The organism is Brachybacterium sp. EE-P12, from assembly GCF_003711805.1.
In the GTDB taxonomy this organism is placed as follows: Bacteria; Actinomycetota; Actinomycetes; order Actinomycetales; family Dermabacteraceae; genus Brachybacterium.
This window is the reverse complement of record NZ_QXCP01000007.1, coordinates 28,228-40,422: the sequence shown is the minus strand read 5'-3', so window position 1 is coordinate 40,422 and position 12,195 is coordinate 28,228. Positions and strand designations below refer to the sequence as shown.

Sequence of the window (12,195 nt, the reverse complement as noted above, 5' to 3'; positions counted from 1 at the left end):
ACGGCGACGCGACCTGCGGCGACGTGACCGCGACACGTCCGGGGTGCGACGTGGTGGCGCTCGATCCCTCGCCGCACGACTGCGCGAGGACGACGGGGCGGCCGTCGCCGAGTTCCCGATGGTCGCCGTGCTGATCGTGATGATCGCGCTGCTGGCCATCCAGGCGGCGCTGATCGTCCACACCCGCAACACCCTCGTCGACGCCGCGGTGCAGGGCGCTCATCACGCCGCGCTCGCCGGATCCACCCCGCAGGACGGCGCTGAGCGGGCGCAGCGGCTGATCGACGAGCGTCTCGGCCGCGGCCTGGACGCGGAGGCCACTGCCGTCGAGGAGGCCGACGGCACGATCCGCGTGCAGGTCGACGCGACACTGCCGCTCGTCGGCCTGCTCGGTCCCGCAGGGGCGCTGAGCGTCGACGGCCGCGCCGTGGACGAGGAGGTCTGGTGACCCGCCCGCAGACCCCGCCCCGCTCCCTCCGTCACGCCGGTCCGCTGCGCCACCGGCTCCAGGACGAGCAGGGCAACGCCCTGGTCGAGTTCGTGGTGCTCTCTGCGGCGCTGCTGATCCCGACCCTCTACCTCGTGCTCACGCTCGGCAGCGTCCAGGCCGCCGCGTTCGCCGCTGACACCATCGCCCGTGACACCGCCCGGATCCACGCGACAGAGACCGACCCGGACCGCGCCGACGCCCGCGCGAGCCGGCACATGGAGCTGGTCCTCGAGGACCATGGCCTGCCCGTCTCGGACGTCGTGGACCTCAGCTGCAGCGAGGACCCGTGCGCGACCGCCGGCGGGATCGTCACCGCGCGCGTGCGCATATCCGTGCCCGTGCCGGGGCTCGGGCCTGTCCTGGGCAACACCGGCCCCGTCGCCGTCGGCTCCTCCCACGCCGTGCCCGTCGACCAGTACCGGGCGGACCTGTGACCCCCGACCGCGAGCATCTCCGACCCGCCGTCACGGCTCCGAGCGACGGCGGAATGTCGCCGGGCGTCCGGCCCGCGGATCCCACCACGCGGCACAGCAGGCTCGCCGCCCTGCGCGAGCGATGGGCCGAGACCCGTGGGTCGATGACCATCCTGACCACCGGGGTGCTCGTCGTGATCCTCATGGTGATCGCCGTCGGCACCGCCATCACCGGCGTCCAGCTCGAGCGCAACGGTCTCCAGCACGCGGCCGACAGCGCCGCGCTCGCCGCCTCCCAGGCCGTGGACCCCGCCCGCATCTACGACCTCGGGGACGGCCCCGCGATCCACGCCCGCTCCGCGAGGGAAGCGGCCGCGGAGCACCTGCGCAGCTACCCCCACGACACGACCAGCACCGAGGACATCCACCTGCAGGGCGTCACGGTCGACGCCGACGGGACCGTGCACGTGACCCTCGGAGCCCGCACGAACCCTCCGCTGGTCGGCTGGTTCACCCGCGGCACCGGCACCTCGATCCCGCTGACCGTGACCGGCGACGCTCGCGCGCGCTGAGGAAGACTCTTCCTGACCCCACACTCCCGGACCCGCCCACCCGACCTACCAGAAGGACTTCTCCATGACCCGCCTCCTCCTCGCCCCGGACAAGTTCAAGGGCTCCCTCACCGCCGCGGACGTCGTCGCCGCCCTCTCCCGCGGGCTCGCCGCCACCGCCCCGGACATCGAGATCACCGCCTGCCCCATCGCCGACGGCGGCGACGGCACCGTCGATGCGGCCCTCGCCGCCGGTGCCACGGCGCAGCCCGCCACGATCACCGGCCCGACCGGCGAGGTGCGCGAGACGGTCTGGGCGCTCGAGGGCACCACGGCCGTGCTCGAGCTCGCCGACGCCGTCGGCCTGAAGGCGCTGCCCGGCGAGGAGCTCGCTCCGCGGTCCGCGTCCTCGTACGGGCTCGGCGAGCTGATCCGAAACGCGGTCCGCGCAGGCGCCCGCGAGATCGTCGTCGGCCTCGGCGGCAGCGCCTCCACCGACGCCGGCGCCGGGCTGCTCCAGGCCCTCGGCGCACGCCTGCTCACCGCCGACGGCGAGGACATCGCCCCTGGCCTCGCGGGCCTGGAGACGCTGGCGAGCGCCGACCTCACCCCCGCCCATGAGCTGCTGGACGGCATCAGGCTGATCGCCGCGAACGACGTCGCGAACCCCCTGCTCGGTAAGGACGGGGCGGCCGCGGTCTACGGCCCGCAGAAGGGCCTGGACCCGGAGGCCGTCACCGCAGCCGACCAGGCCCTCGCCGCCGCCGCGACCCTGCTGGATGCGAGCGGTGCGGCGGCCCCGTCCGAGGGCGCCGGAGCCGCAGGCGGCGTCGGCTTCGCCCTGCTGCTGCTCGGTGCGATCCAGCGCTCGGGCGCCGACGTCGTGCTCGAGCTCGCCGGCTTCGATGCGCGCCTGGCCGGCGCGGACCTCGTGGTGACGGGGGAGGGGAAGCTCGATGCCCAGACCCTTCAGGGGAAGGGACCTGCCGAGGTCGCCCGCCGCGCCGCGGCCGCCGGCCTGCCCGTCCTCGCCGTCGCCGGGGCCGTCACCCTCACTGACGAGGAGCTCGCGGGCGCCGGGATCACCGCCGCCTTCGACCTCCTCTCGCGCGCCGCGGACGTCGACGAGGCGATCGCCCGCGGCCAGGGGCTGCTGGAGGAGGTGGGCCGTGAGATCGGACGCTCGCTGCCCGCCCTGCTCGCCGATGCCCCGGGGGCCGAGGCTCCTCTGCCGTAGACTTCCTGATCGTGGCTTCCATCGACTTCTCCGAAGAGATCCCCCGGCTCCGCTCCACCCTGTCCTCGATCGAGCAGGTGACGGACGTCGACGCCCTCGATGCGAAGATCGCCGACCTGGAGCAGCAGGCCTCTGCCCAGGACCTCTGGGACGACGTCGAGAACGCCCAGAAGGTCTCCGCCGCCCTGTCCCATGCGCAGTCCGAGCGGCGCCGCATCTCCGAGCTCGCCTCCCGCATCGAGGATCTCGAGGTGATGGTCGAGCTCGCCGCCGAGGAGGACGACGCCGACACCCTCGCCGAGGCCGAGGCCGAGCTGACCAGCATCCACAAGACCCTCGACGAGCTCGAGGTGCGCACCCTGCTCTCGGGCGAGTACGACGAGCGCGACGCCGTGATCACCATCCGCGCCGGCGCCGGCGGCGTGGATGCCGCGGACTTCGCCGAGATGCTCATGCGCATGTACCTGCGCTGGGCCGAGAACAACGGCTACTCCACGAAGGTCATGGACACCTCCTACGCGGAGGAGGCGGGGCTGAAGTCGGTGACCTTCGAGATCGCCGGGCCCTTCGCCTACGGCACCCTCTCCGTCGAGGGCGGCACCCACCGCCTGGTGCGCATCAGCCCCTTCGACAACCAGGGCCGTCGCCAGACCTCCTTCGCCGCGGTCGAGGTGATCCCGCTGATCGAGTCGACAGACCACATCGAGATCCCCGAGAACGACCTGAAGATCGACGTGTTCCGCTCCTCCGGCCCGGGCGGCCAGTCCGTGAACACCACCGACTCGGCGGTGCGCATGACCCACCTGCCCACCGGCACCGTCGTGTCGATGCAGGACGAGAAGTCCCAGATCCAGAACCGCGCCGCGGCGCTGCGCGTCATGCAGTCGCGCCTGCTGCTGCTGAAGAAGGCCGAGGAGGCCGCCGAGCGCAAGGAGCTCGCCGGAGACGTCAAGGCCTCCTGGGGCGACCAGATGCGCTCCTACGTGCTGAACCCGTACCAGATGGTCAAGGACCTGCGCACCGAGTACCAGGAGGGCAACCCCTCCTCCGTGTTCGACGGCGAGATCGACGCGTTCATCGACGCGGGCATCCGCTGGCGCGCCGAGCAGGGCAAGTCCGACGACTGACTGATCCTGCACGGGGTGCCCCGCGCCGCGGTTCGTCCCGGCCGACCTGCGTGCGTGACCCCGCCTCGTCGTGGTGATCGGCCCCACGCGGGCTTGACCAGGTTTTGACCAGACCCCTGTCCACAGCGCCGTGGAATCCCCCTCCTGCGCACCTACGCTGAGGGAACACCACAGTTCCCCGATGTGACAGGCAGCAGTGATCCGTTTCGACGACGTCACCAAGACGTACATGCGTGGCCAGCACCCCGCGGTGGAGAACCTCGACATCGAGTTCGCCCGCGGCGAGTTCGTGTTCCTGGTCGGCGCGTCCGGCTCGGGCAAGTCGACCCTGATGCGGATGGTGCTCAAGGAGGTCGCCCCGACCCGCGGCACCGTCTACGTCGCCGGGAAGGACCTCTCCCGGATCCCGTCGTGGAAGGTGCCCTCGCTGCGGCGCGACATCGGGATGGTGTTCCAGGACTTCCGCCTGCTGCCCTCGAAGACCGCCTACCAGAACATCGAGTTCGCGCTCGCGGTGATCGGCACGCCCCGCAAGGTGGTGCGCCGCCTCGTGCCGGAGATGCTCGAGATGGTGGGTCTGGAGGACAAGGGCAAGCGGCTCCCGCACGAGCTCTCCGGCGGTGAGCAGCAGCGCGTCGCGATCGCCCGCGCCTACGTCAACCGCCCCTCGATCCTGCTGGCCGACGAGCCCACCGGCAACCTCGACCCGGCGACCGCCGAGGGCATCCTCGACCTGCTCGCAGAGATCAACGAGCGCGGCACCACCGTGGTCATGGCCACCCATGACAGCGCGGCCGTGGACCGCATGCGCCGCCGCGTCGTCGAGATGGTCGGCGGGAAGGTCGTGCGCGACGAGGAGCAGGGCGGCTACGAGTCCGCCGCGCCTGTCAGCGTGATCTCCGGGAACCTGCCCGACGACTCCGCCCACCGCGAGGAGCACCCCCTGGACGACGAGCAGCTCGTCGCCGACTGGGACGGCGCCCCCGAGCCGGCCGGGCCCGCCGCCGAGGGCGCCGACGCCGCCCCGGAGGAGTCGCCCACCGGCCGCCAGGCCGCGTCGTCCGAGGATCCCGCCCCGCACCACGACCCGGCCGAGCCCGCCCCCCGCGACGTGCTCCAGGAGGAGCTGATCGACGAGCGCGAGGCGCTGCGCGCCAGGGAGGCCGACGACTTCGGCGATCCGTTCTCCGACGACGTCGACCTGGACGGGGAGGGCCGTCGATGAGGGCCCGCTACATCCTCGGGGAGATCCTCACCGGCCTGTGGCGCAACATCGCCATGGTCATCTCCGTCGTGATCGTCACCGCCGTGTCCCTGACCTTCGTGGGCGCCGGCGCGCTCATGCAGAAGCAGATCATGGACATGAAGTCGACCCTGGTCGAGCAGTCCCAGGTGACGATCTTCCTGTGCTCCCCGCACTCCACCACCGCCTCCTGCGCCGGCGGCGCCGCGACCGACGCGCAGATCGACTCGGTGCGCGAGGCGCTCGACGGGGACGTGCTCTCCCCGTACATCGCCTCCTACGAGGAGCGCGACCAGGAGGAGGCACTCGCGATCTACCAGGAGCAGTTCGCGGGGGAGTCCTTCGTCTCGAACTTCACCGCCGAGGACATGCCGGTCTCCTTCCACATCACCCTCGCCGACGCGGACGACTCCGCGGCCGTGGTCGAGTTCTTCCAGGGCCGCGACGGGGTGGACGAGGTCACCGACCTGCTCAGCGCCTTCGCCCCCTTCATCGACGTGCTCAACCAGTCCACCCTCTTCGCGCTCGGGCTGGCGGTGCTGATGCTCATCGCCGCCGTGCTGCTGGTGGCGACCACGATCCGCATGTCGGTCGCGGGGCGACGCCGCGAGATCGCGATCATGCGCCTGGTGGGCGCCTCGAACCTCTTCATCCGCCTGCCGTTCCTGCTCGAGGGGGCGGTCGCCGCGATCATCGGCGGCCTCATCGCCTCGGGCATGCTCTGGCTGGGGCTGCACTATCTCGTCCAGGGATGGCTCGCCCCCACCCTCGGCGAGCAGCTGATCACCGTCTCCACCGCGGACCTGCTGTGGGCCGCGCCCCTGCTGGTCGCCCTCGGCGCCGCCCTCTCGATCGCCTCCTCGGTGGTCTCCCTGAACCGCTACCTGAAGGTGTGAGCATGACCGTCAGAAGCCTCCGCCGCTCCCTGTGCCTGATCGCCGCCGCCGCGATGGCGATCGCGCCGATGCTCGCCGGGCCCGTCTCCCCGGCCTCCGCCGAGGGCAGCAAGGACGACAAGATCGCCGAGCGCGCCGAGGTCGAACAGCAGCTCGAGGACCTGCGCATCCAGCTCGACGACGTCAACGAGGAGCTCGCCGACACCTATCTCGCGCTCGCCGAGACCGAGCTGCTCATCCCGGAGGCACAGCAGGACCTCGAGGACGCGCAGGCAGCGCTCGAGGAGGCGCAGGAGGAGGACCGCGCGATCGGCGAGCGCCTCACGGATGCGGAGGACGAGGAGCGCCGCCTCTCCGGCGAGGTCGAGGAGGGCCAGCAGGAGGTGGACCGCAGCGACGACGAGCTCGCCACGGTCGCGCTGTCCGCCTACAAGGGCGGCGGCCTGCCCAGCCCTGCGGCGGTCTACGTCGGCAACCGGTCCCCGCAGGACGCGGTGGACCGCTCCATGAACTACCGCCTGACCATGGCCTCCCAGGGCACCCGCCTGGACAGCCTGCGCACCGACCAGTCCGTCACCGAGAACTCTGCCGAGCGCCTCACGGCCGTGCGCGAGGAGATCAAGCAGCTCAAGATCGACGCGGAGGAGGCGCTCGAGCGCACCCGCGTCGCCGAGCAGAAGGCGACCGAGGCCAAGGAGGAGCTCGACTCCCTCTACGAGACGCAGAAGACCCAGCGCGACGCCCTCGAGACGAAGAAGACCAAGTACGAGGGCGATCAGAAGACCCTCGAGACGCGCAGCTCCACCCTGGACGAGGAGATCGAGGAGCTCGCCCGCCAGGAGCGCGAGCGCGAGGAGAAGGCCAAGGCGAAGGCCGAGCAGAACAAGAGCAGCGGCGGCGGCAACGCACCCGTCGCCGGCTCCGCGAACACCGGCGGCGGCTGGGTCCATCCCGTCGACGCCCGGCTGAACTCGAACTTCGGCTGGCGCGTGCACCCGATCTACGGCACCCGGAAGCTGCACGCCGGCGTGGACTTCCCCGTCGCCTGCGGAGTCCCCGTCGGCGCCGCTCACTCCGGTCGCGTGATCGCCACCACCCACAACAGCGGGGCGGGCAACAAGCTCATCCTCAGCCACGGCGTGATGAACGGCCACCTGGTCACCACCTCGTACCACCACCTGCAGGGCTTCGCGAAGTCCGTCGGCGATCAGGTCTCGGCGGGCGACAAGATCGGCTATGTGGGCACCACCGGCTCCTCGACCGGCTGCCACCTGCACTTCGAGACCCACGAGGACGGCAACGCCGTCAACCCCGCGAAGTTCCTCTGAGTCCGCAGCCCGGCATGTGCGCCGGGGGAGAAACCAGTCGCCATCCTGGGCAGCCACGTCGTACGCTGGGGCGTCCGGCCGCGACCGCGGCCGCCCGGTGCAGCATCCGGTGACGGAGAGAAGGAGGACCCATGTCCGCGAAGAAGGCCGACAAGAAGAAGGCCGCCGCGAACGAGGGACCCCAGAAGAAGCTCATCGCCTCGAACAAGCGGGCGCTGCACGACTACTTCATCGACCAGACCTGGGAGGCGGGCATCGTCCTGACCGGCACCGAGGTCAAGTCGCTGCGCGACCGCGGCGCCTCCCTGATCGACGGCTACTGCTACGTCGAGGGCGGCGAGGTGTGGATGGACAACGCCCACATCGCCCCTTACGTGAAGGGCACCTGGACGAACCACGCCGCGCGACGCAAGCGCAAGCTGCTCATGCACAAGCAGGAGATCGTGAAGCTCGCCAGCAAGTCCCGCGAGAAGGGCTTCACGATCGTGCCGCTGGAGATGTACTTCCTCGGCTCGCACGCGAAGGTCAAGATCGGCCTGGCCCGCGGCAAGAAGGAATGGGACAAGCGCCAGACGCTGCGGGAGAAGCAGGATCTGCGCGAGGCGCAGCGCGCCATCCGCCACCGCGAGCTCGCCTGAGCCGCGGCTCAGGCGCTCAGCGCTCCAGGTCGCGCCGCTCCAGACGCCTCACCAGCCGTCGGCTCGAGTCGATCACGTCCTCCTCGGCGACCCCGAGCCGCTCCCGCATGTACAGCGCCCGCTGCGCGTCCTCGAGCGCGGCCTCCCACAGCCTCCCCGCGGCCAGCGGACGCTGATCGCGCTGCTCGGCAAGAGCATGCTCGAAGCGGCACTTCGCACGGTGTTGGAAGACGGTGGCGAGGATGCTGAGCGAGGAGGGGGAGGTGGGATCCTCGAGACCGCTCTCCTCGGCGGCGAGGTCCAGCTGCTCCTCCGCGGCGACGAAGGCGCCCTGCCACTGCAGCACGTGGGCGTAGCGGGCGCGGCGCACGGCTCGCATCAGCGGGGAGCTGACCTCCTGGGCGAGCGCCTGTCGGCCCGCGATCGCCGCCTCGTCGAGCCGGCCCAGCATCCGCAGGTAGGCGACGGTGCGCGGATCGGCAGGATGCGACCGGCACCAGGCCAGCAGCGCCTCGGGGTCCGAGACGACCTCCCGCTGGGTCTCCTCGTCGAGGTGGATCGTGACGCCTGGGGCGTCGAAGCTGGACATGCCCTCCATCCTCCCGGCGGGCGGGGGCACGGTCCAGCCCTGCCGGCTTCGCCGTGGGCTGAGCGATATCCGCTTCAGATCCTGCGGCGTGCGCGCTAGACTGATGGGGCACGGAGCGGGGAGACCCGCGCCGAGTGGGTGTTTGAGAACAGAAGAGTGAGTGCAAGGGCGACCTGCGAGGTCGCCGATATCTGTGCTGTACCCACGCCAGGGGCCGATCGGTTTCGACGGTAGCTGTCCAGCGAGGGGAAGCGGGCCGAGAACCCAGAGTCATCTCGTTAATGTCCTCTGGAAACCAATAAGTGCCGAACCCAAGCGCACTGACTTCGCTCTCGCTGCCTGATCAGCGTTAGCAGTCTGGAACCCCGGGGGTGCTCCTGACCCGGATCGTTCCATCATCAAAGGAGCCACTGCTGCCGACCCTGGTCACCGGGGAAGGGTGAACACCTCAGAGTGACTGAGTCCGTCGACGACGCGTTCGCACGAGCGTCGGGACTGAGAAAACGCCATTGCGAACTGCGCCCGGAGAAGTCCTCGCTCCGCACTATCGGACGCGGGTTCGATTCCCGCCGGCTCCACGATTGCACTCACCGAGAAAGGCCCCCTCACCTGCGCTGACGCGCGGGGGAGGGGGCTTTTCGCATGCGTGGACAGCGCCCTCTGCTACTCCTGGGTACCGCGGGCGCCGAGCAGGTCCCGGACCCTGTTCGCCACTCGGTTGAACTCGGGATCGGCCATCGTCGCGCCGTACTCTCGCTCCGCCGGGAGGTCCACCTCTTGGATCTCCACGATGCGTCCGGGACGTGGGCTCATGATCACGACGCGGTTGGCGAGATAGACGGCCTCCGCGACCGAGTGGGTGACGAACAGGACGGTGGTGCCCGTCGCGCGCCAGATCCGGTTCAGCTCGACGTTCATCTTCTCCCGGGTCAGCGCGTCGAGCGCGCCGAGCGGCTCGTCCATCAGGAGGATCGCCGGATCGTGCAGGAGCGCGCGGCACACGGCGACGCGCTGCTGCATGCCCCCGGACAGCTCGTGGGGGAGCGATTTCTCGAAGTCCTGCAGTCCCACCATCTCGATGAGCTCGTCGCACCGTGCGTTCGCCGCCTGCATGTCGAGTCCGCGCATCTCGGCCTGCAGCATGATGTTCTGGCGCACGTTGCGCCATTCGAGCAGCGCGGGCCGCTGGAACACGTAGCCGATGTCCGGACGCGGCCCGTCGATCGGGCTGCCGTTGATCTCCACCTCGCCCGAGGAGTAGCTGCTGAGGCCGGAGACGACCTTCAGGAGGGTGGACTTCCCGCAGCCGGAGGGGCCGACGATGGAGATGAACTCCCCCTGGGTCACCTCGAGGTTCGCGTTCGACAGGGCCGTGACCGTGTTCCGGCGGGAGCTGAAGGTGACCGAGGCGTCGCGGACGGAGACGGCGGGCGTCGAGGTGGTGGTCTCGTGCGTTCCTGGTGAGAGTGTTCCGGTGCTCATGGGGTGTCCTTGTCTGTGGCAGATGCGCGGGGTGGGGAGCGGAGAGCTCAGGTGGCCGGTGTGAAGCCGGTGTCCACGTAGTCCTCGAGGGACCCGTCGGCGCCGATCATCTCCGCGTCGGCGAGGATCGAGATGGTGGTCTCCCAGTCCTGTTCGGTGTTCGTGCCGGGCACGTCGCTCGTGCTGTTCTCGGTGGTGAGCAGGTCGATGGTTCCGTTCCACTGCTCCAGCAGAACGTGCGGCTCCGCGATCTGCGGGTCCTTGCCGCGCATCGCGGCGACCGCGGCCTCCGGGTCCTCACGGGCGGCGGCGAAGGACCTCGACGTGGCGTCGAGCATCGCCTGGACGATGTCACGATCGGCGGCGATCTGCGCGCCGGACGTGATCAGGCCGTTGCTGAAGAAGTTCAGCCCGACGTCCGCGTAGCTGATCGAGTCCAGCGTCTTTCCGCTGGCCTCAGCGATGATCGGGCTCTGGTCGTGGGCGAAGCCGATGAGGGCGTCCACCTGTCCGGTGATCAGCGCCGAGTTCTTCCCTGCTGGGTCGATGTTCTGTTCGGTCACCTCGCCGGCGCCGAGGCCGGCGGCCTCGAGGAACAGCGGGAAGGTGGTGGTCGGTGCGTCCCCGGCCGAGGTGGCGATGGTGAGCCCGGCCAGGTCCTCCGCCGAGTCGATCCCCGAGTCGGCGAAGAACTGCACGGCGGACGGGGTGGTCTGGAGGAAGACCCCGATGCTCTTCACGTCGACCCCGTTGTCGATGTTGCCGAGCACCACCGGAGTGTCCGCCCAGCCGAAGTTCACCTCTCCCGCTCCGACGGCCTGGGTCGTCTTCGCGGCGCCCTGGCCGGGTTCGATGCGCAGATCGATCCCGTGCTCCTCGAAGATGCCCTGTTCCGCTCCGTAGTAGAACGGCGCATGCTCACCGTAGGGATACCAGTTGAGCATGAAGCGGACGGTGGTCGTGCTGCCATCGGTTCGGGTCACCGTGCGGTTCCCGCAGGCGGCGAGGCCGAGCGGTACGAGCACCGCGGCCGCGAGAGCGGGGCGCCGGCTGAGCCGTGAGGTGTGGAGTTCCATGATCATGCTCCTCTCGCTCACGCCTGGGCCACCACTGCGGAGCTGCCGTCGGACCGTCGCGAGGCGTGCCACGGGATGAGCAGGTTCTCGGCAAGCTGGATGATCGCGAAGAGCACGATGCCGATCGCGGACATGATCAGGAGCGCCGCGAACAGGGTGGCGGTGTCCATGTTGCCGTTCGCCCGGAGGATCACGTATCCGAGGCCCTCGTTGCCGCCGACGAACTCGCCGACCACCGCGCCGGTGACGGCGAGGGTCGCAGCGACCTTCATGCCGGAGAGCAGCTGGGGGAGCGAAGCGGGGAACTGGATCTTGGCGAAGGTCTTGATCTTGCTCGCCCCCATGGTCTTGGCCAGGTCCAGGATCTCGGGGTCGACCGACCTCAGTCCGGCCAGCCCGGAGATCACGATGGGGAAGAACGCCATCAGCACGGCGACGGTGATCTTCGGCCCCATGCCGAATCCGAGCCAGACCACGAACAGGGGAGCGATGGCGATCTTGGGGATGACCTGCGCGACGAGGATGATCGGGTAGATCGTCAGCTCGAGGTTCTTCGAGCGGACCATGAGGATCGCGACCAGCTCCCCGAGCACGACGGCGATGAGGAATCCCAGGACGGTCTCGTAGGTGGTGATCCACGTGTGCTGGAGGAAGTAGGGGGTGTACTCGACCAGGTTGCCGAAGGTCTCGCCGGGCGAGGGGAGGATGTACGGCTGGACCCATCCCCGGGCGGTCACGAGCCACCAGGCGACCGCCGCGACCGCCAGGAAGGCCAGGGCGCGCCAGCTGCTCCGCCACAGTCGCAGGACGCCGCTCTCTGCTCTCGGGGCGGGGGACCTCCTGGCCAACGCGCCTGCAGAGGCATCGGTGGACGAGGTCGTCGAGTCCCGGGTCAACTGGGTCACGGAGTTCTCCACTTCATTGGGGAAACGCTTTCCGTGCAATTTAGGTCACAGTGGTCCGAAGGTCAAATCGGGCCGGGAGGAGGCGGCCGCCGGCATCGCGGTTCACGATCGCGGCTCGGCCCCGACGGTGCGGTGGTCGCCCTGCGCTCCCGGTCGGATGCCGAGGACCCGACGAAGGGGCCCGCCGCCGGTGCGACGGCCCCGCCGGGTGGTCAGGCCG

13 protein-coding genes and 1 other RNA gene are annotated in these 12,195 nt (G+C 70.2%); 10 read left to right on the top strand and 4 right to left on the bottom strand.

Annotated elements, in window-relative coordinates:
* The first annotated feature begins 43 nt into the window (after positions 1-43).
* From D1648_RS11550 to smpB, 9 genes are all read left to right on the top strand, one after another.
* On the top strand, positions 44-448 hold the full coding sequence (locus tag D1648_RS11550) for a TadE/TadG family type IV pilus assembly protein (protein WP_241155468.1): 405 nt from the start codon (positions 44-46) through the stop codon (positions 446-448).
* Positions 445-924: a hypothetical protein gene (locus D1648_RS11545; RefSeq protein ID WP_241155467.1), complete on the top strand. Its 480-nt coding sequence runs from the start codon at positions 445-447 to the stop codon at positions 922-924. The genes D1648_RS11550 and D1648_RS11545 overlap by 4 nt, the downstream gene beginning before the upstream one ends.
* A 143-nt stretch (positions 925-1,067) precedes the next feature.
* Entirely contained in the window at positions 1,068-1,475 is a 408-nt protein-coding gene (locus D1648_RS11540; protein WP_241155466.1) for a pilus assembly protein TadG-related protein, read from the top strand.
* Between the two features lie 64 nt (positions 1,476-1,539).
* Complete coding sequence (locus D1648_RS11535) at positions 1,540-2,691, top strand: glycerate kinase (RefSeq protein ID WP_122941965.1); 1,152 nt, start codon at positions 1,540-1,542, stop codon at positions 2,689-2,691.
* A gap of 11 nt (positions 2,692-2,702) precedes the next feature.
* Positions 2,703-3,818, top strand: a complete 1,116-nt coding sequence (gene prfB, locus D1648_RS11530) for a peptide chain release factor 2 (RefSeq protein ID WP_122941964.1) — start codon at positions 2,703-2,705, stop codon at positions 3,816-3,818.
* A gap of 196 nt (positions 3,819-4,014) precedes the next feature.
* Positions 4,015-5,043, top strand: coding sequence for a cell division ATP-binding protein FtsE (gene ftsE, locus D1648_RS11525; protein ID WP_122941962.1), 1,029 nt, complete (start codon positions 4,015-4,017; stop codon positions 5,041-5,043).
* Entirely contained in the window at positions 5,040-5,957 is a 918-nt protein-coding gene (gene ftsX, locus D1648_RS11520; protein ID WP_122941960.1) for a permease-like cell division protein FtsX, read from the top strand. The genes ftsE and ftsX overlap by 4 nt, the downstream gene beginning before the upstream one ends.
* 2 nt (positions 5,958-5,959) lie before the next feature.
* Positions 5,960-7,285, top strand: a complete 1,326-nt coding sequence (locus tag D1648_RS11515; RefSeq protein WP_122941958.1) for a murein hydrolase activator EnvC — start codon at positions 5,960-5,962, stop codon at positions 7,283-7,285.
* 131 nt (positions 7,286-7,416) lie between these two features.
* Entirely contained in the window at positions 7,417-7,923 is a 507-nt protein-coding gene (smpB, locus tag D1648_RS11510) for an SsrA-binding protein SmpB (RefSeq protein ID WP_122941956.1), read from the top strand.
* Between the two features lie 16 nt (positions 7,924-7,939).
* On the opposite strand, the gene D1648_RS11505 is transcribed toward smpB, so the two are convergent.
* On the bottom strand, positions 7,940-8,512 hold the full coding sequence (locus D1648_RS11505) for a hypothetical protein (protein ID WP_164518695.1): 573 nt from the start codon (positions 8,510-8,512) through the stop codon (positions 7,940-7,942).
* A 210-nt stretch (positions 8,513-8,722) separates the two neighbouring features.
* Between D1648_RS11505 and ssrA the strand changes: the two genes are divergently transcribed.
* Positions 8,723-9,093, top strand: a transfer-messenger RNA (tmRNA) gene (gene ssrA, locus D1648_RS11500).
* Between the two features lie 82 nt (positions 9,094-9,175).
* Here the strand turns inward: ssrA and D1648_RS11495 are convergent.
* From D1648_RS11495 to D1648_RS11485, 3 genes are read right to left on the bottom strand one after another with little or no spacing between them, the layout of a single operon-like run.
* Positions 9,176-9,994: an ABC transporter ATP-binding protein gene (locus D1648_RS11495; protein ID WP_122941954.1), complete on the bottom strand. Its 819-nt coding sequence runs from the start codon at positions 9,992-9,994 to the stop codon at positions 9,176-9,178.
* Between the two features lie 47 nt (positions 9,995-10,041).
* Entirely contained in the window at positions 10,042-11,070 is a 1,029-nt protein-coding gene (locus D1648_RS11490; RefSeq protein WP_122942035.1) for an ABC transporter substrate-binding protein, read from the bottom strand.
* A gap of 17 nt (positions 11,071-11,087) precedes the next feature.
* Positions 11,088-11,975 carry an ABC transporter permease gene (locus tag D1648_RS11485; RefSeq protein WP_164518694.1) on the bottom strand — a complete coding sequence of 296 codons (888 nt, stop codon included), beginning with the start codon at positions 11,973-11,975 and terminating at the stop codon, positions 11,088-11,090.
* Positions 11,976-12,195 lie beyond the last annotated feature (220 nt).